Source organism: Massilia sp. BKSP1R2A-1 (genome assembly GCF_050586525.1).
In the GTDB taxonomy this organism is placed as follows: domain Bacteria; phylum Pseudomonadota; class Gammaproteobacteria; order Burkholderiales; family Burkholderiaceae_D; genus Telluria.
Genome location: NZ_JBOBRE010000015.1, coordinates 61,729 through 78,808, shown reverse-complemented (window position 1 = coordinate 78,808; position 17,080 = coordinate 61,729). Strand labels below are relative to the sequence as shown.

Sequence of the window (17,080 nt, the reverse complement as noted above, 5' to 3'; positions counted from 1 at the left end):
TTGACAAGGACGCCAGCTTATCATGTTGCGTGCCTGCCAATAGCCGCGTATTCGCTGCGCGGTCGCGCGAGTCGTGGCGGCGATGGACTAGAATGGCTGCTCACCCATGCAGTAAGTGACCAGGAGGCCATCATGATGTTGCTTCGTGTCAGTACCGCTATATCCGCCCTGCTGTTTTCCTCGACAATCCTTGCTTCGGACGCGATGCCATTGAAGGCGTCGAACGGCATGCTGGTCGATCCCGCCGGCATGACCGTCTACACCTACGACAAGGACGAAGCCGGCAGCGGCAAGAGCAGCTGTGTCGCTACCTGCGCCAGGAACTGGCCACCCGTCACGGCGCCGGCCGGCACCCTGGCGGAGCCCTGGTCCATCGTCACGCGCGAGGACGGCAGCAAGCAGCTGGCCCACCGCGGCAAGCCGCTGTACACCTTTATCAAGGACAAGAAGGCGGGAGACAAGACCGGCGATGGGGTCGGCGGCGCATGGCATGTGGTGGAGGTGCCGGCACGCTGAGCGCCGGCTGGCCGCTTCAGCGGCGCGGATGGATCTGGATGACCTTGACCTTGCCGGAAGGCGGCGTGGGTTCGGCCGGGCCGCAGCTGTTGCAGCCCGAGCCGCAACCGGTGCCGCAGCTCGCGGTGGCGTCCAGCCATGTCACCAGCCAGCGGCTGGCGCGGCCGCCCCTGGACAGGCGCCCGGCGAGCGCGTGGCGCCAGCGCTCCGGCAGGTACTTCGCGACGGCGTACAGCAGGGCCAGCGCGACGATGATCCCGACGATGATCTCCTGCCACATGGTTTTACGCTCCTGTGAAGAACAGGGTGGTGCGGTAGACGATGAATGAGGCCACATAGGCCAGGCCGAACATATAGCCGGCCATGATCCAGGCGTAGCGGCGGCTGCCGGTTTCGCGCGCCACGGTCGCCAGGGTCGGCAGGCAATGCGGCGCGTAGATGTACCAGGTCAGCACCGACAGGCCGGTAGCCAGCGACCAGGTCTGGGCGAGGATCGGAGCCAGGGCGTTGGCGGCTTCGTCGCCGCCAGACAGGGCGTAGACGGTGCCCAGCGCGCCGACCGCGACTTCGCGCGCGGCCATGCCCGGCACCAGGGCGATCGCCATCTGCCAGCCGAAGCCGATCGGGGCCAGCACCACTTCCAGGGCGCGGCCGATCATGCCGGCCACGCTGTAGTAGACCGGCGGCTGGGTCGCGCCTTCCGGTGCGCCCGGGAAGCTCGAGAGCAGCCAGAGCAGGACCATCATGGCCAGGATCAGGGTACCGACACGCTTGAGGAAGACCTTGGCGCGTTCCCACAGGCCCACGGCCAGCGCGCGCGGCTGCGGCCAGTGGTAGGCCGGCAGTTCCATCATGAGGGCATGCTGCTTGAAGTCGCCGCGGCGCTTCATGTACCAGGCCACGCCCATGGCGCTCAGGATGCCGGCCATGTAGAGGATGAAGAGCACCAGGCCCTGCAGGTTCATCAGGCCGGCCACTTCCCGGTCCGGGATGAAGGCGGCGATGAGCAAGGCGTACACGGGCAGGCGCGCCGAGCAGGTCATGAGCGGCGCGATCATGATGGTCACCAGGCGGTCGCGCGGATTCTGGATGGTGCGCGCGGCCATGATGCCGGGGATGGCGCAGGCGAAGGAGGACAGCAGCGGCAGGAAGGCGCGGCCCGACAGGCCCACGCTGCCCATGATGCGGTCGAGCAGGAAGGCCGCGCGCGGCAGGTAGCCCACGTCTTCCAGCAGCAGGATGAAGAAGAACAAAATCAAGATCTGCGGCAGGAACACCAGCACGCTGCCGACGCCGGCGATGATGCCGTCCACGATCAGGCTGTGCAGCAGGCCTTCGCCGAGCAGCAGGCCGACCTGTTCGCCAAGGGCGCCCACGCCCGCCTCGATCAGGTCCATCGGCGTGCCGGCCCAGCTGAACACGGCCTGGAAGATGAGGAACATCAGCGCGGCCAGGATCACGGGGCCGAGCACCGGGTGCAGCACCACGTTGTCGATCTTCTCGGTCAGGTTGCCGGTGTCGCCGCTGGCCGAGACGGCGAGGTCGAGGATGCGGCGCACTTCGCGCTGGGTCTCTTCGACCGGCACCGCGTCGATCGCCGACAGGGGGTTCGGTGTAATTTTTTCGGCGAAGACCATGCCGTCCAGGGTGGCGAGCAGGGCCTGTTCGCCGCCGGCCTGGATGGCGACGGTCTCGACCACCGGCATGCCCAGTTCCTGCGACAGCCTGTTCGTGTCGATCGCGATGCCGCGCTTCTTCGCCACGTCGACCATGTTCAGCACCAGCACCATCGGCAGGCCCAGGCGCTTGAGTTCGAGCACCATGCGCAGGTTCAGGCGCAGGTTGGTGGCGTTGACCACGCACAGGATGGCGTCCGGCGGCGCTTCGCCGGCGCGCAGGCCGGCCACCACGTCGCGGGTGATCGCTTCGTCGGGAGTCTGGGCGCTCAGGCTATAGGCGCCCGGCAGGTCGAGCACGCGAAACGCGCGGCCCGCGGGCGACGTGAAGCTGCCTTCCTTGCGCTCGATGGTGACGCCGGCGTAGTTCGCGACCTTCTGGCGCGAGCCGGTCAGGCGGTTGAAGAGCGCGGTCTTGCCGCAGTTGGGATTGCCGAGCAGTGCGACCAGGGGCGTCCGCGACGCCACCTGTTGTTCCATTACACCCATTAACTTATTCCGGTTTGATCGAGACGAGGGCCGCTTCGAAGCGGCGCAGGGCGAAGGTCGACTCGCCGACCTTGACGGCCAGCGGGCCGCCCAGCACGCGCTTCAGAACACGGATGCGCTCGCCCGGCACGAAGCCGAGTTCCATCAGGCGGCGCTGGACGTCGGCGCCGCCCTCCTGCGCGGTCGGGGCCAGGTGGATCACGGTGGCGCTCTGTCCAGCCTGGAGGGCGTCGAGCGTGGTGAGGGTGGGAGCAAGAGTCATGGTCGCGTCCGGTGGTTGTAGCGCTGATGAGACAGATAGGTGCATGATAAACCTAAATGCGAATTATTTCTATTTGCAGGGTGATCATACTCGCCTGAATTTGCGCACGTACTGCAAAAATCGCTTGCATGCGCCGCCGAGTTTCATCAGAATAGAACACGAATGAGATTGATTCTCATTTATGTGATGAAAACGGCAAGGAAGCTAAACGATGATCGTCTGTGTCTGCAACAACATCTCCGACCGCGAAATCCGCCAGGCAGTGAACCTCGGCATTTCTTCGGTGGCCGAACTGCACAAGGAACTCGGCGTCGGCACCATGTGCGGCAAGTGCGTCAGCTATGCACGCGAAGTCCTCAACGAACACCTCGACAGCAAAACCACGATTACCGAAGTGCGCCGCGTCCCGCAAGCGGCCTGATCCACCTCCCGGTTCTCCTGCCCCGCCCGTGCGGCGGGGCTTTTTTCGCCTCTTGCATTGCCAATCCGGCAGTACTGAGAAGCGTTCTCGCGATGGAACGAGAACGGTTTTCATTCCAGCGAATATCACGCATTTTCCACGCATTTGAGGCGTATTTTTCAGCGTTTTCGCCGATTTTTGGCCGTTTGTTGGCGTCTTGTTTGTTATCATGGAGCCTATTCAAAATCACCAAGGGCATCCCATGAAAGGCGACCAAAACGTCCTGCGCCTGCTCAACGCGCAGCTGACCAACGAACTCACCGCGATCAACCAGTATTTCCTGCATGCGCGCATGTACCGCCACTGGGGCTTCGGCAAGCTGGCGAAGAAGGAATACGACGAATCGATCGGCGAGATGAAGCACGCCGACAAGCTGATCGACCGCATCCTGATGCTCGACGGCCTGCCCAACCTGCAAGCCCTGCACAAGCTGCTCATCGGTGAATCGGCCCAGGAAATGCTGGAATGCGACCTCAAGCTCGAGCGCGCGGCCCAGGTGACGGTCAAGGAAGGCATCGCGGCGGCGGAAGCGGCGGCGGACTATGTGACCCGCGACCTGTTCCTGATGATCCTCGAAGACACCGAGGAGCACATCGAGTGGCTGGAGACCCAGCTGGACCTGATCGTGAAGGTCGGTATCCAGAACTACCTGCAGAGCCAGATCAGCGAGTAATTCCCACGCAGGCCAGGCGTCCGGCAGCGGATCCTGGCCTGAAGCCTCAGGCGCTCAGCGCCACTTCCTCATCCACTGGTCATAGAATCCGAGATCCCGCGGCACCGCGCCCGGAATCGCGCAGATCGCCCCCGCGAACTCGTTGGCCCGCGCCAGGGTGACGTCCAGCGGCCAGTCCCGCATCTTCCCCAGCAGGAAAATCGCCGAGAAGGCATCCCCCGCACCCACCGTGTCGATCACGAAAGGCGGCGCCGGATTGTCGCGGTGCGTGATGACCTGCCCGTCCACACTGAAGTAAGCCGAACCGCGGTGGCCCAGGGTGAGGATCAGGGCGTCGAGCGAGAACATTTGCAGCAGCGCCTGGCAGGAGGCGCGCACTTCCTCGGCCGACAGGGCCGGATCCTCGGGCTTGATCTGGAAGTACCACTGGAACAGGGCCTGCAGCTCTTCCTCGTTGACCTTGGCGACGTTCGCCGCCTGCAGGGAGCGGGTGACGGTGCGCTCCTCGTACTGGCCTTCGCGCAGGTTCAGGTCCAGGTAGCGCAACGCCGAGGTGGCGCCGAGCAGGGCATTCAAGGCGGTGCGCGAGCGCTCCTTGCGCTGCGCCAGGGTGCCGAAGTAGACGATGCCCGGCTGCGCCCCTTCCGCCACGATGAGGGCCGCGTCGCGGTCGATGAAGTCGTAGGCCTGGTTCGGCAGGATCGTGAAGCGGTGGCCGCGCGCGCTGCGCTCGACCAGCACGCGACCGGTTTCCTCCATGGCGTCGAGCTGCAGCCCGGCCTCGCTCATGGCGAAGCGCTCGAACTCGGCGCGCACGGCCTGGCCCGGGGCGTCGTTGCCGACGCGGGTGATCATCAGTTGCGGCGCCATGAAGGCGGCCAGGTGGCGCGCCACGTTGAAGGGCGCGCCGCCGACCACCTGCTCGGTGCTGAAGTCGTCGACGAGCGCTTCCCCAAAAACGAGGCAAGGCGCCAGGGTGGTGGCCTGCGCGCTCACGCGACGAAGGGCACGGTGTCGCGGAACGACGCGCGCTCGGAAAGCTTGTCGAACAGGCGGGCCAGGTTCGGATAGTCGCCGCGCCAGTCGATGTCGGGGAAGCGGAAGGCGAGCCAGCCCAGCGCGCAGCCGGCGGCGACGTCGGCCAGCGAGTAGTGGGTGCCCATGCAGTAAGTGGATTCGCCCAGCTTGGCCGACATCTCGCGCAGGCCCGCGTGGACCTTGCCCATCTGGCGGTCGATCCATTTCTGGCTCTGCTGTTCGGGCGGACGCTCGCGCCGCTCGAGGAAGACCAGGATGGCGGCATCGAGTACGCCATCTGCCAGTGCTTCCCATACCTTGACTTCGGCACGGTCGCGGCCGTTAGGGGGCAGGAGCTTGCACACCGGGGAGATGGTGTCGAGGTACTCGGCGATCACGCGCGAGTCGTACAGGGTGCTGCCGTCTTCCATCACGAGACAGGGGATTTTCCCGAGTGGGTTGACCTCCTGGATGGTGGTCTCCGGCACCCAGACGTTCTCCAGCGCGAGGCTGAAGTCGAGCTTTTTCTCCGCCATCACGACGCGGACTTTGCGCACATAGGGACTGGTGACTGAACCGATGAGTTTCATACATGCCCGGGTAAGGAAATTGGAGCCCAGTATAACATCGACGTTTTGCCGTTTGTCTGCGCCGGACGGCGGCCTGGGCGCATCGCGGCGCCGTGTCCGCAAGGTCCCGGCACCCGTCCGGTGGTAAAATCCGCGTTTTTGCACGGACCGCTCGCCATGACCTCTACCGTCCCCTCCCCTACCCTGTCGGCCCTGTCCCCGCTGGATGGCCGCTACGCGTCGAAGACCGACAAGCTGCGCCCCATCCTGTCCGAAGCGGGCTTCATGCACCACCGTGTAAAGGTCGAGATCGCATGGCTGCAGGCGCTGTCGCAGGCCGGCTTCCCGGAGATCAAGCCGTTCTCGAACGAAGCGAACGCCCACCTCGAGCGCATGGCCGCGGACTTCGGCGACGCGCAGGCCGCGCGCATCAAGGAGATCGAGGCGGTCACCAACCACGACGTCAAGGCGGTGGAATACTGGCTGAAGGAACAGGTCAAGGACGTGCCGGAACTGGTGGCGGCAAGTGAGTTCATCCACTTCGGCTGCACCTCGGAAGACATCAACAACACCTCGCACGGCATGATGCTCAAGGCCGCGCGCGACGGCGTGCTGCTGCCGGCCCTGCAGGCCATCATTGCCAAGCTGACCGAGATCGCCCACGTCAACGCCGAACTGCCGATGCTCTCGCGCACCCACGGCCAGACCGCGAGCCCGACCACCCTCGGCAAGGAATTCGCCAACGTGGTCGCGCGCCTGCAGCGTGCCGTGAAGCGCATCGCCGACGTCGAGATCCTCGGCAAGATGAACGGCGCGGTCGGCAACTACAATGCGCACCTGTCGGCCTATCCGGGCTTCGACTGGCCGGCCTTCTCGAAAGAGGTGATCGAGCAGCGCCTGGGCCTGGTGTTCAACCCCTACACCATCCAGATCGAGCCGCACGACTACATGGCCGAGATGTTCGACGCCATCGCGCGCGCCAACACCATCCTGCTCGACCTGAACCGCGACATCTGGACCTATGTCTCGCTGGGCTACTTCAAGCAGAAGCTCAAGGCCGGCGAGATCGGCTCGTCGACCATGCCGCACAAGGTCAACCCGATCGACTTCGAAAACTCGGAAGGCAACCTGGGCCTGGCCAACGCGGTGCTGCGCCACATGGCGGAAAAGCTGCCGGTCTCGCGCATGCAGCGCGACCTCACCGATTCGACCGTGCTGCGCAATATCGGCGTCGGCTTCGGCTACGCCCTGCTGGCCTACGACAGCTGCCTGCGCGGCCTGAACAAGCTGGAAGTCAATGCCGCCCGCCTCGAAGCCGACCTGGACGCGAGCTGGGAAGTGCTGGCCGAGCCGGTGCAGACCGTGATGCGCCGCTACGGCATCGAGAATCCGTATGAGCAGCTGAAGGAACTCACCCGCGGCAAGGGCATCACCCGCGAAGCGCTGCAGGAATTCATCGGCAAGCTGGCGGTGCCGCAGGAAGCCAGGGACCTGCTGCTGCAAATGACGCCGGCGAACTACACCGGCATCGCCGCGCAGCTCGCAAAAGCGATCTGAATCGTCGGGTGGGCGGTCCTCCGCCCACCCGACGGCCCGCCGCCAGCGTTACAGGCTCCACACCAGTTTGACTCCCACCCTGCGGTCGATCTCCGCCCGCGCCCCGGCAGCCCCGTACTCCGCGTGGCTGCCGTTCAGGTTCTGCCCCACCACCGACACTTCCACGCCCGGCGCAACGCGCCAGCCGAAACGCGCGTCGAGCGCCCAGTAGCCCGGCACCGATGGGTTTTCCAGCGCCGCCACCTTGCGCAACCCGACTTCGAGTTCGCGCCGCTCGTCGAAAGCGTAGTGCGAGCGCAGCTGCAAGGTGTGTTCCGGATCCTTGCCCGCCGTGCCCGGCCCGGCCGCGTCGTTGCTGCCCGGCTTCAGGCGCAGGCGCTCGTGCAGGGCCGTGAAGCCGGCCGACATGCGCCAGGCCCGGCTCAGCTGGTAGCTGCCCCACATCTCGATGCCGGTCGCTTTCCCTTCCATCAGGCTGTCGAAGGTGATGAAGGTCCGGCTCGGATCGATCTCCTGGGTGCGCAGGTGGTCGTAGTCATTGTGGAACACGGTCGCCGACAAGGAGAGAGCGGTAAGCGGCTGGCCGCGGTAGCCGACCTCGAACACGCGCGCCACTTCCGAACGCACCCGCGGCCCGCCGCGCAGCAGGTAGGGCGGGCGGCCCGGGATGAAGGCGTCGGCGTCCAGCCGGGTCGGCGCGCGCACCGTACGCGAGAGCGCGGTCCACAGCGCATGGCGCGGCGCCAGGCGCCAGGACAGGCGCGCGGTGGGCAGGAACTCATTGCCGGTATAGTCGTTGCGCTCGACGCGTGCGCCCAATGTCAGGCTCAGGTCGGGCCGCAACGCGATCTCGTCCTGGGCGAACAGGCTGGCCCAGGTCTGCTCCGTCTTCGCCGGCAGGAAGGCAATCACATCGCTGTTCTCGACCTCGTCCCAGCTGTGGCGAAGGTTCGCGCCCCACACCAGGCTGTGAGAGCCCCAGGCCGGCAGCGTATGCTGGAACTGGACATCGGCGATCTGCAGCGACTCGGTGAAGGTCGGCGGGACCTTGCGCCGGGAGTGATCGAGGTAGGCCTGTACCGAGAGACGTCCGCCGTCGTCCAGCGCGCGTTCCCAGCGGCCCGTCAGGTTGGCGCCCTCGGTGTCGATGTCGCCCAGGCGCAGCGCGGTGCCGCTGACCGAGATCTCGCCCGGTTCCGGCTGCTCAAGGTCGCCGCGGAAGACACTGCCGTTGACGCTGAAGGTATTGCTTGCGCGCGCCCAGTCCGCCCGGAAACCCAACTGCGCCCGGCGCCAGGCGTCGTTCACGCGCCCACCGTCGTCGGTCTCGCCGTGCCAGCGCCGCAGCGCCTTGCCGTGGACGCGCCAGTCGACGTCCCTGCTGCGTCCGCCCTGGCGGAAGGCGGCATCCCCGCCATCGCTCGCGCCGCGCAGTACGGCCAGGCTGCCCTGGGTCGCCGCGGCCGAACGCGTGGTAATGTTGATGACGCCATTGACGGCGTTCACGCCCCACAACGTGCCGCCCGGACCGCTGATCACTTCGATGCGCTCGACGTCTTCCAGCATCACGTCCTGCATGTCCCAGAACACGCCGGAGAACAGGGGGGCGTAGACCGAGCGGCCGTCGATCATCACGAGAAGCTTGTTGGGGGCGCTGTTGCTGCTGCCGTTCATTCCGCGCGCACTGATCGCATAGCCGTAGCTGGAGCGCTGCGCCACGTGCAAGGTGGGCGCCAGGCGCAAGGCCTCGGGCAGGCTTTGCGCACCGGCGCGGCGAATGTCGTCGGCCGTGATCACGAACACCGAGGCCGGCGCATCGAGCAGGCGCTCGGGCTTCTTCGACACCGAGGTGACCTGGATGGTGGCCAGTTCTTCGATCGATAGGTCAGCCAGTTCGTCGGAACGGCCCTGTGCGTCATCGTAGCTGGCTGCCAGCGCAGGCCATGCCAGCGCTGCGCACAGGCAGGCCAGCCCGATGCGCTTTCCGTGCATGCCCGATAGGCATGAGGCGATGAAGTTGTTCATCGATCCTGCTCCCGCAGCGGTGTTTCCGCCAAGTTATTTTGATAACAGCCCTGAGAGCGAATTTTACATTCTGACAGCAATGGCTGTGCACTTATTACGTTACGTGCTAGTGTACGAACCGAAAAAAATGCCCCTGGTCAGCAATACAGGCGGAACTTTGCTATAGTTAGTTCTAATTCGTACGACTTTCCTTCGGGATAACTATGCATCGCTACACCACCACGGCCATCGTCCTGCACTGGCTGATCGCCCTGCTGATCGTCGGCACCTTCACGCTCGGCCTGGTCATGACCGATATCCCGGGCATCACCCCGACCAAGCTGAAGTACTTCAACTGGCACAAGTGGGCCGGCGTCACGGTGCTGCTGCTCGCCGCGCTGCGCCTGCTGTGGCGCCTGTTCCGGCAGCCGCCCGCCTATGCCGACGAGATGCCGGCCTGGCAGCGCGGCGCCTCGCACGGCCTGCACTGGCTGCTCTACGTCCTGATGTTCGCGGTGCCGCTGTCCGGCTATTTCTACAGCCTGGCGACCGGCTATCCGATCGTCTGGTTCGGCCTGGTCAAGCTGCCGGTGCTGATGGGACCGGACCCGGCCCTGAAACTCGTCCTCAAGGACGTGCACTACTGGCTCAACATGCTGCTGGCCGGCCTGGTCGGCCTGCACGTGGCGGCCGCCCTCAAGCACCTGCTGGTCGACCGCGACCGCGTGATGGCGCGCATGCTGCCTTTTTCCAAAACGTAAGGAGTCCCCATGAAACCGATCCAAGGCCTGCTGCTGGCATCCGTCTTCGCCAGCGCCCTCGCCGGCGCCGCCGTCCTCAAGACCGACCCTGCGAAAAGCAGCGTGAGCGCCACCTTCACCCAGATGGGCGTGCCGGTCGAAGCGAAGTTCAAGCAGTTCACCGCACAGATCGACTACGACGCCGCCAAGCCGGCCGCCTCGAAGGCGAACGTCGAGATCATGGTGGGCAGCTTCGACCTGGGCGATGCCGAATACAACAAGGAAGTGACCAAGAAAGAATGGTTCAACGCGGCGCAGTTCCCCAAGGCGAGCTTCGTCTCGTCGGCGATCGCGCCGGCGGGCGCCGGCAAGCTGAATGTCAGCGGCAAGCTGACCATTAAAGGCCGCAGCGCCAACGTGAGTTTCCCGCTGACCGTGAAGGCGGACGGCGGCAAGCAGGTCTTCGAAGGCGCGCTGCCGATCAAGCGGCTGGCCTTCAACATCGGCGAAGGCGAGTGGAAGGACACGAGCATGGTCGCCGATGAAGTTGTCATCAAGTTCCGCGTCACAGCGGGCCAGTAAATCTTTTAACCCAAGGAAAAGTCCACATGAAATTCACTCACCTGATCGCGGCCCTGGCCGCTTCGAGCACCCTCGGCGCCGGCATCGCCTTCGCCGCCGACACCTACAAGATCGAGCCGGGCCACACCTACCCGAGCTTCGAGGCCGACCACATGGGCATCTCGGTCTGGCGCGGCAAGTTCAACAAGAGCGAAGGCACCGTGACCCTGGACCGCGCGAAGAAGACCGGCACCCTGGACATCACCGTCCACATCGACAGCATCGACTTCGGCCACGACAAGATGAACGAGCACGCGAAGAGCCCGGACATCTTCGACGCCGCCAAGTACCCGACCGCCACCTTCAAGTCCAAGTCGATCACCTTCACCGGCGACGTCCCGACCTCGGCGCAAGGCGAACTGACCCTGCACGGCGTGACCAAGCCGCTGACCCTGACCATCAACAAGTTCAAGTGCATCGACCACCCGATGCTCAAGCGCGAAGTGTGCGGCGCCGACGTGACCGGCACCTTCCAGCGCAGCGACTTCGGCATCAACTACGCCCTGCCGAAGTTCTCGCCGGAAGTGAAGCTGGCGATCCAGGTCGAAGCGGTCAAGCAGTGACAAATGTAGGGTGGTCGGCTTCGCCGACCGCGCGTTCAACGCCCTGATGATCTGACGCTGCGTCGCTGATCACAATCTGTTTGAACGCGCGGACGGCAGAGCCGTCCACCCTACGAAAAGCCCCCGGCACCGCTAGGCGCCGGGGGCTTTTTTTATATCGCTAGTTTGCTAGCGCTTAGCGGCCGTCGCGGTCCGCATCGCCCGGGATCGCGCGTTCCACCTTGTGCCATGCGGCGCGCGAAGCGTGCTTGGCCTGTTCCCAGCTCAGGCGCGAGTTGCCCTTGGTGCGTTCCCACTCGCTCGACAGCTCGTTCTCGTGCATGTCGTAGCCGCCCGGATAGCGGCCTGCCGAGTTGTAGCCCAGCGCGTAGGCCGGTGCGTAGTCGTCGTAGGTGTAGCCCGGGGTGTAGTAGGGCTGGGTCTGGTACTGGTTGCGCCAGTGGGCGTCTTCTTCCTGCGGGTTGACCATCTTGGCCACGCCCTTGCCGGCCATGCCGCCGACCGCTGCGCCGATGCCGGCGCCGGCCACCGCGCCGACCGGGCCGCCGACCGCGCCGCCCAGCACTGCGCCACCGACCGCCGCGCCGCCGGCCGCGCCGACGCCGGTGCCCAGGTGGTGGTCGCGCAGTTCGTCGCCCGGTTTCGGGTTCACGACTTCGCCCGTGCCCTTGCCGGCCGCGCCGCCTGCCAGGCCGCCGATCACGGCGCCTGCCACCGCACCGACCGGGCCGGCCACCGAGCCTGCCGCCGCGCCGACCGCCGCGCCGCCGGCGCCGCCCACGCCCTGGGCCAGGTTATGGTCGTTCAGGTCGTCGGTGGCTTTTGGATTCACCACTTCGCCCGCGCCACGGCCGGCCGCGCCGCCCGCCAGGCCGCCCACGACGGCGCCCGCCGCCATGCCGATCGGGCCGGCGGCCGCACCGGCCATCGCGCCCACGGCCGCGCCGCTGCTGGCGCCCACGCCCTTGGCCAGGTAGTGTTCCGACAGGTCGTCGCCGGACTTCGGATTCACGACTTCGCCGACGCCCTTGCCGGCCATGCCGCCGGTGACGGCGCCGATCGCCGCGCCGGCCACGGTGCCGATCGGACCGGCCGCCGAACCGATGGCGGCGCCTGCCGCCGCGCCGCCGAGGGCGCCGACGCCGGTGCCGATGATGTGGGTGCCGCCGTGGTCGGTCCACGATTGCTCGATGTGGCGTGCATCTTCGTCCGAACGTGCGTGCACGCCCATCACGATGCCGCCACCCTTGATGCCTTCCTCATAGTGCTTGGCGCGTTCTTCCGGGATGCCGGCGCCGATCAGCGCGCCGATCAGGCCACCGGTGATGCCGCCGGCGCCGGCGCCGGCCAGTGCGGCCGCCAGCGGGCCGGCCACGACCACGCCCAGGCCCGGCAGGACCAGGGTGGTGCCGACGGCGGCGATGCCCGCCAGGACGGCGCCGATGGTGCCGCCGATGCCGGCGCCGATGCCGGCGCCTTCGGCGGCCTTGCTGCCCAGTTCAGTGTCGGTGTCGGCGAAGTGGGTCTTGCGGGTGGAGTCCGACATCATCAGGTTGACGTCGTCCTTGCCATAGCCGCGGGTGGAGATCGAGCTGTAGGCGCGCTCGGCGCTGGCACGGTCCGGGAACAGGCCGGTGACCATGCGCGAATTCTGGTTTTGATTGTTGTTGCCGGTGGTGTCAAAGCTGCTCATATCGAATCCTTTCGAAGGGTCAGGTGCTCGGGTCTTGCAATCGGGTAGTGCGAGTGTTTTCAACCTTATGCCTGCCCTATCGCCTCTTCTGTTCGCTGACGCACTCTTGACCCGAAAACCGGCGGCATCAGAACGGGACTTGCGATTCGCCGTCTAACGTTCGTTGCCGCACCGACCTGAAGGGGACTGGTCTCTAGACTTTTCTCCATGGCCACGGCAATCAACGCATCACTGGCCTGGGGGTATGTTTTCTCAATTTAAGGAGGTACACCATGTTATTCATCATTTGGATCGTTGTCGGTGGCATTCTGGGCTGGCTGGCCAGCATGGTCATGAAAACCGACGCTGAACAAGGCATGATTCTCAATGTCGTGGTCGGTATCGTCGGCGCCTTCCTGGGCGGCTGGCTGCTCTCCCCACTGTTCGGCTCTGGCACCATCAATTCGGACGACTTCAGCGTTTCCTCGCTGCTGGTGTCCTTCCTGGGCGCTGTCATCCTGCTGGCGATCGTGAACCTGCTGCGTCGCGGCCGTGTTCGCTAATCTTCAGTGAATAGCCCCATGTAAAAACCAACGCTTCACGCGTTGGTTTTTTTACGTTTGCAAGCTCATGCGCCGCAAAGTCACGCCCTCCCTGTTCTGGACCATTCTGGTCACAGCCGCCCTCACCCTGGTGGGCGGCATTTTGCTGCTCAATTTCGCCCCGAACGAAAAACAGATCGACACGCGGCTGAGCCGCCAGTACGACAGCAACGATCCGCAATTCCGCCGTTCGCTCGGCGTCCTGCTGGGTCCGCCCATTCTCGAAGGTAACAAGGTCGAGGTCCTGCTCAACGGCGACCAGATCTTCCCCGCCATGCTGGGCGCGATCCGCTCGGCGGAGAAAACCATCACCTTCGAGACCTATATCTACTGGTCGGAATCGATCGGGCAGGAATTCGCCGACGCCCTGATGGAGCGCGCCCGCGCCGGCGTGAAAGTGCATGTGATGCTGGACTTCATGGGCAGCGTGAAGATGGACCTGGCCCAGATCGACGCCATGAAACAGGCCGGCGTGCTGGTCCAGCGCTACCACAAGCCGGTGTGGTGGAAGCTGGCGCGCCTGAACAACCGCACCCACCGCAAGCTCCTGGTGATCGACGGCAAGGTCGGCTTCACCGGCGGCGTCGGCATCGCCGACCAGTGGCGCGGCAACGCCCAGGACAAGGACCACTGGCGCGACACCCATTTCCGCGTCGAGGGCCCGGTGGTGGGCCAGATCCAGGCCGTGTTCAACGACAACTGGCTGAAGGCCACCGGCACCGTGCTCGACGGCCCGGACTATTTCCCGGCCTTGACACCGGTAGGCGACATGCCCGCCCAGATGTTCTCGAGCTCGCCCACCGGCGGCAGCGAATCGATGCACCTGATGTACCTGATGGCGATCACCGCCGCGCGGCACACCATCGACCTGTCGGCGGCCTACTTCGTGCCGGACGACCTCACCATCCGCACCCTGATCGAGGCGGCCAAGCGCGGCGTCAGGGTGCGCATCCTGATGCCGGGCGACATCATCGACTCCGACCTGGTCAAGGCGGCCTCGCGCGAGCGCTGGGGCGAGCTGCTCGCGGCCGGCGTCAAGCTGGCCGAGTACCAGCCCACGATGTACCACGTGAAGGCCCTGATCGTCGACGACCTGCTGGTCTCGGTGGGCTCGACCAACTTCGACAACCGCTCCTTCAGCATCAACGACGAGGCCAACCTGAACGTCCTGCATGCGGAGTTCGCACGCCAGCAGACCGCCATCTTCGAGGACGACTGGAAGCGCTCGAATCCGGTGACCAAGGCCGAATTCCGCGAACGGCCGCTGTGGGAACGTTTCACCACCAGCGTCGCGTCGCTGGTGGGCGATCAACTGTAAACACTAGTTTTCTCAGAGCAAAATTATCGGTTTGTCGGCGCGAAATATTGGTTGACGATGCATATGGGGATTACGGATACTCTCGGATGCTCTACGGAGCCCTCGAGTTCCCTTCCTCATAAAGACAGACGCGAATGAAAAAGACCCTCCTCTCGCTGGCCATCCTGACCAGCTTCGCCGCACAAGCGGACGAAGGCATGTGGATGCCGCAGCAGCTGCCACAAGTAGCCAAGCAACTGAAAGCCGCCGGCCTCAAGCTCGATCCGGCCACCCTGACCAAGCTGACCGAATTCCCGATGGGCGCGATCGTGAGCCTTGGCGGCTGCTCGGCTTCCTTCGTTTCGCCGCAGGGCCTGGTCGTCACCAACCACCACTGCGTGTACAACAGCATCGCCGTCAACTCGACGCCGGAGCGCGACCTGCTGGCCAACGGTTTCCTGGCCAAGACCCTCGGCGAAGAGCTGCCGGCCGCCCCGGGCAGCCGCGTCTACGTGACCGAGGAAGTCGCCAACGTCACCGACCAGATCATCACGCCGGAAGTCGCCAAGCTGAGCGGCAAGGCGCGCATCGACGCCATCGAAAAGAACCAGAAGAAACTGGTGTCGGAATGCGAGAAGGACGCCGGCTACCGCTGCACCGTGGCCAGCTACTACGGCGGCCTGGAGTTCTACCGCCTGAAGCAGCTCGAAATCCGTGACGTGCGCCTGGTGCACGCACCGCCGGCCGGCGTCGGCAAGTTCGGCGGCGACACCGACAACTGGATGTGGCCGCGCCACACCGGCGACTACGGCTTCTACCGCGCCTACGTGAGCAAGGACGGCAAGGCCGCCGAGTTCTCGAAGGACAACGTGCCCTACAAGCCGAAGCACGTGCTGAAGATCGCCAGCCCGGCCGCCAGCGCCAAGGAAGGCGATTTCGTGATGGTGCTGGGCTACCCGGGCCGCACCAACCGCCACCGCCTGCCGTCGGAAGTCGAATCGACCTTCACCTGGAACTACCCGGCTTTCGTGCAGGCATCGGGCGACACCCTGGCGATCATCGAGCGCGAGACCAAGAACGACCCGGCCGCCAAGCTCAAGTACGCAGGCCAGGTTGCCGGCGTCAACAACTACTACAAGAACCGCAAGGGCATGCTGACTTCGTATGCCAACAGCGACTTCCTGCAGCGTAAGACTGCCGAGCACAATGCCCTGAAAGCATGGGTCAACGCGAACCCGGCCCGCAAGGCCCAGTACGCCGCCGACATCGAGACCGCCGAGAAGCTGATCGCCGAGCGCGACGCCAACGCCAAGAAGGGCTTCTACCTGGGCTATGCCCAGCCGAAGTTCCTGTCCTCGGCGCGTTCGCTGTACCGCCTGGCCAATGAGCGCAGCAAGCCGGACGCCGAGCGCAAGACCGGCTTCCAGGAACGCGACCTGTCGCGCTGGAACTCGGTCGTGGCCGGCCAGGACCGTACCTACGACGAGAAGGTCGACAAGGCCCTGGTGCTGCATTTCCTCACCAAGTACAACGCGCAGCCGGCAAACGAGCATGACGCCGCATTCGACGCCGCCCTCGGCATCAAGCCGGGCATGAGCGAAGCCGAGCTGAAGGGCGCGCTGGACCGCATCTACGCGGGCTCGAAGCTGGCCAACAAGGAAGAGCGCAGCGCATGGCTGAAGAAGTCGCCGGCCGAATTCCAGGCCTCGAACGACAGCTTCATCAAGGCCGCCGTCGCCATGTACGACGCGGGCATGAAGGATGAAGCCCAGGAAGAGGAACTGGCAGGCAAGATCCAGCAAGCCTACGGCAACTACATGCGCGCCAAGATCGCGTTCATGAACAGCAAGGGCCAGGCCGTCTATCCTGACGCCAACGGCACCCTGCGCGTCACCTTCGGCAAGGTCACCGGCCGCGACGTCGGCGCCGACGGCACCGGCTCCTGGACCGCGTTCACGACGCCGAAGGGCATCGTGGCCAAGCACACCGGCGAAGGCGAGTTCAACGCGCCGGCCGCCCAGCTGGCGGCGATCCAGGCCAAGGACTTCGGCAAGTACGTCGATCCGAAGCTCAAGACCGTGCCGGTCAACTACCTGGCGACGCTGGACATCACCGGCGGCAACTCGGGTTCGGCCGCGCTGAACTCGAAGGGCGAGCTGATCGGCCTGGCCTTCGACGGCACCCTGGATTCGATCATCTCGGACTGGGACTTCAACAAGGCCATGACGCGCTCGATCCAGGTCGACAGCCGCTACATGCTGTGGAATATGAAGCACGTGGACAAGGCCGATAACCTGCTGAAGGAAATGAACGTGCAATAAGCACGGCACTTCCAGAAGAGCCACGCCGCCGCAAGGCCGCG

At 65.2% G+C, this 17,080-nt stretch carries 17 protein-coding genes; 10 read left to right on the top strand and 7 right to left on the bottom strand.

Annotation, left to right across the window (positions count from 1 at the left end; all coding sequences use genetic code 11):
• Positions 1-132: 132 nt before the first annotated feature.
• Positions 133-516, top strand: a complete 384-nt coding sequence (locus tag ACQ7JA_RS20580) for a COG4315 family predicted lipoprotein (protein WP_430901172.1) — start codon at positions 133-135, stop codon at positions 514-516.
• Between the two features lie 16 nt (positions 517-532).
• Here the strand turns inward: ACQ7JA_RS20580 and ACQ7JA_RS20575 are convergent, their stop codons facing one another.
• The 3 genes from ACQ7JA_RS20575 to ACQ7JA_RS20565 are packed head-to-tail and all read right to left on the bottom strand — an operon-like array spanning position 533 to position 2,943.
• Positions 533-796, bottom strand: coding sequence for a DUF6587 family protein (locus tag ACQ7JA_RS20575; RefSeq protein WP_430901170.1), 264 nt, complete (start codon positions 794-796; stop codon positions 533-535).
• Between the two features lie 4 nt (positions 797-800).
• Positions 801-2,681, bottom strand: coding sequence for a ferrous iron transporter B (feoB, locus tag ACQ7JA_RS20570; RefSeq protein ID WP_430901168.1), 1,881 nt, complete (start codon positions 2,679-2,681; stop codon positions 801-803).
• A 4-nt stretch (positions 2,682-2,685) separates the two neighbouring features.
• The gene (locus tag ACQ7JA_RS20565; protein WP_258827120.1) at positions 2,686-2,943 is read right to left on the bottom strand and encodes a FeoA family protein; all 258 of its coding nucleotides are present in this window, start codon (positions 2,941-2,943) and stop codon (positions 2,686-2,688) included.
• Between the two features lie 211 nt (positions 2,944-3,154).
• On the opposite strand from ACQ7JA_RS20565, the gene ACQ7JA_RS20560 reads away from it, so the two are divergent.
• Both ACQ7JA_RS20560 and bfr read left to right on the top strand, forming a co-directional pair.
• Positions 3,155-3,364, top strand: coding sequence for a (2Fe-2S)-binding protein (locus ACQ7JA_RS20560; protein WP_430901165.1), 210 nt, complete (start codon positions 3,155-3,157; stop codon positions 3,362-3,364).
• Positions 3,365-3,605: 241 nt separating this feature from the next.
• Positions 3,606-4,076, top strand: coding sequence for a bacterioferritin (bfr, locus tag ACQ7JA_RS20555; protein ID WP_258827122.1), 471 nt, complete (start codon positions 3,606-3,608; stop codon positions 4,074-4,076).
• A gap of 54 nt (positions 4,077-4,130) precedes the next feature.
• Here the strand turns inward: bfr and ACQ7JA_RS20550 are convergent, their stop codons facing one another.
• Both ACQ7JA_RS20550 and ACQ7JA_RS20545 read right to left on the bottom strand, forming a co-directional pair.
• Positions 4,131-5,072 (bottom strand): PfkB family carbohydrate kinase, encoded by a 942-nt coding sequence (locus ACQ7JA_RS20550; RefSeq protein ID WP_430901163.1) that lies wholly within the window; start codon positions 5,070-5,072, stop codon positions 4,131-4,133.
• Positions 5,069-5,683 (bottom strand): glutathione S-transferase C-terminal domain-containing protein, encoded by a 615-nt coding sequence (locus ACQ7JA_RS20545; RefSeq protein WP_430901161.1) that lies wholly within the window; start codon positions 5,681-5,683, stop codon positions 5,069-5,071. The genes ACQ7JA_RS20550 and ACQ7JA_RS20545 overlap by 4 nt, the downstream gene beginning before the upstream one ends.
• Positions 5,684-5,839: 156 nt before the next feature.
• Between ACQ7JA_RS20545 and purB the strand changes: the two genes are divergently transcribed.
• The gene (gene purB / locus ACQ7JA_RS20540) at positions 5,840-7,219 is read left to right on the top strand and encodes an adenylosuccinate lyase (protein WP_430901159.1); all 1,380 of its coding nucleotides are present in this window, start codon (positions 5,840-5,842) and stop codon (positions 7,217-7,219) included.
• A 48-nt stretch (positions 7,220-7,267) separates the two neighbouring features.
• Here the strand turns inward: purB and ACQ7JA_RS20535 are convergent, their stop codons facing one another.
• Complete coding sequence (locus ACQ7JA_RS20535; RefSeq protein WP_430901157.1) at positions 7,268-9,244, bottom strand: TonB-dependent receptor plug domain-containing protein; 1,977 nt, start codon at positions 9,242-9,244, stop codon at positions 7,268-7,270.
• A gap of 203 nt (positions 9,245-9,447) precedes the next feature.
• On the opposite strand from ACQ7JA_RS20535, the gene ACQ7JA_RS20530 reads away from it, so the two are divergent.
• From ACQ7JA_RS20530 to ACQ7JA_RS20520, 3 genes are read left to right on the top strand one after another with little or no spacing between them, the layout of a single operon-like run.
• Positions 9,448-9,984: a cytochrome b gene (locus ACQ7JA_RS20530; RefSeq protein WP_430901155.1), complete on the top strand. Its 537-nt coding sequence runs from the start codon at positions 9,448-9,450 to the stop codon at positions 9,982-9,984.
• 9 nt (positions 9,985-9,993) lie between these two features.
• The gene (locus tag ACQ7JA_RS20525) at positions 9,994-10,545 is read left to right on the top strand and encodes a YceI family protein (protein ID WP_430901153.1); all 552 of its coding nucleotides are present in this window, start codon (positions 9,994-9,996) and stop codon (positions 10,543-10,545) included.
• A gap of 26 nt (positions 10,546-10,571) precedes the next feature.
• A complete protein-coding gene (locus tag ACQ7JA_RS20520) occupies positions 10,572-11,147 on the top strand; it encodes a YceI family protein (protein ID WP_430901151.1) in 576 nt (191 codons plus the stop codon).
• Between the two features lie 175 nt (positions 11,148-11,322).
• Here the strand turns inward: ACQ7JA_RS20520 and ACQ7JA_RS20515 are convergent, their stop codons facing one another.
• Entirely contained in the window at positions 11,323-12,840 is a 1,518-nt protein-coding gene (locus tag ACQ7JA_RS20515) for a hypothetical protein (protein ID WP_430901149.1), read from the bottom strand.
• Positions 12,841-13,112: 272 nt separating this feature from the next.
• Here ACQ7JA_RS20515 and ACQ7JA_RS20510 point away from each other — a divergent pair, with 272 nt between their 5' ends.
• The 3 genes from ACQ7JA_RS20510 (at position 13,113) to ACQ7JA_RS20500 (ending at position 17,039) form a co-directional block, all read left to right on the top strand.
• On the top strand, positions 13,113-13,382 hold the full coding sequence (locus tag ACQ7JA_RS20510) for a GlsB/YeaQ/YmgE family stress response membrane protein (RefSeq protein WP_020656446.1): 270 nt from the start codon (positions 13,113-13,115) through the stop codon (positions 13,380-13,382).
• A 67-nt stretch (positions 13,383-13,449) separates the two neighbouring features.
• Entirely contained in the window at positions 13,450-14,739 is a 1,290-nt protein-coding gene (gene cls / locus ACQ7JA_RS20505; protein WP_430901147.1) for a cardiolipin synthase, read from the top strand.
• A 134-nt stretch (positions 14,740-14,873) separates the two neighbouring features.
• Complete coding sequence (locus tag ACQ7JA_RS20500) at positions 14,874-17,039, top strand: S46 family peptidase (protein WP_430901145.1); 2,166 nt, start codon at positions 14,874-14,876, stop codon at positions 17,037-17,039.
• Positions 17,040-17,080: the final 41 nt, after the last annotated feature.

Excerpts from the sequence above, each read along its gene's own strand:
- ACQ7JA_RS20545 (WP_430901161.1), bottom strand. The coding sequence starts at position 5,683 with ATGAAACTCATCGGTTCAGTCACCAGTCCCTATGTGCGCAAAGTCCGC.
- ACQ7JA_RS20580 (WP_430901172.1), top strand. The coding sequence starts at position 133 with ATGATGTTGCTTCGTGTCAGTACCGCTATATCCGCCCTGCTGTTTTCC.
- ACQ7JA_RS20575 (WP_430901170.1), bottom strand. The coding sequence starts at position 796 with ATGTGGCAGGAGATCATCGTCGGGATCATCGTCGCGCTGGCCCTGCTG.
- ACQ7JA_RS20530 (WP_430901155.1), top strand. The coding sequence starts at position 9,448 with ATGCATCGCTACACCACCACGGCCATCGTCCTGCACTGGCTGATCGCC.
- ACQ7JA_RS20560 (WP_430901165.1), top strand. The coding sequence starts at position 3,155 with ATGATCGTCTGTGTCTGCAACAACATCTCCGACCGCGAAATCCGCCAG.
- feoB (WP_430901168.1), bottom strand. The coding sequence starts at position 2,681 with ATGGGTGTAATGGAACAACAGGTGGCGTCGCGGACGCCCCTGGTCGCA.
- bfr (WP_258827122.1), top strand. The coding sequence starts at position 3,606 with ATGAAAGGCGACCAAAACGTCCTGCGCCTGCTCAACGCGCAGCTGACC.
- ACQ7JA_RS20500 (WP_430901145.1), top strand. The coding sequence starts at position 14,874 with ATGAAAAAGACCCTCCTCTCGCTGGCCATCCTGACCAGCTTCGCCGCA.
- cls (WP_430901147.1), top strand. The coding sequence starts at position 13,450 with ATGCGCCGCAAAGTCACGCCCTCCCTGTTCTGGACCATTCTGGTCACA.
- purB (WP_430901159.1), top strand. The coding sequence starts at position 5,840 with ATGACCTCTACCGTCCCCTCCCCTACCCTGTCGGCCCTGTCCCCGCTG.
- ACQ7JA_RS20525 (WP_430901153.1), top strand. The coding sequence starts at position 9,994 with ATGAAACCGATCCAAGGCCTGCTGCTGGCATCCGTCTTCGCCAGCGCC.
- ACQ7JA_RS20535 (WP_430901157.1), bottom strand. The coding sequence starts at position 9,244 with ATGAACAACTTCATCGCCTCATGCCTATCGGGCATGCACGGAAAGCGC.
- ACQ7JA_RS20565 (WP_258827120.1), bottom strand. The coding sequence starts at position 2,943 with ATGACTCTTGCTCCCACCCTCACCACGCTCGACGCCCTCCAGGCTGGA.
- ACQ7JA_RS20510 (WP_020656446.1), top strand. The coding sequence starts at position 13,113 with ATGTTATTCATCATTTGGATCGTTGTCGGTGGCATTCTGGGCTGGCTG.
- ACQ7JA_RS20515 (WP_430901149.1), bottom strand. The coding sequence starts at position 12,840 with ATGAGCAGCTTTGACACCACCGGCAACAACAATCAAAACCAGAATTCG.
- ACQ7JA_RS20520 (WP_430901151.1), top strand. The coding sequence starts at position 10,572 with ATGAAATTCACTCACCTGATCGCGGCCCTGGCCGCTTCGAGCACCCTC.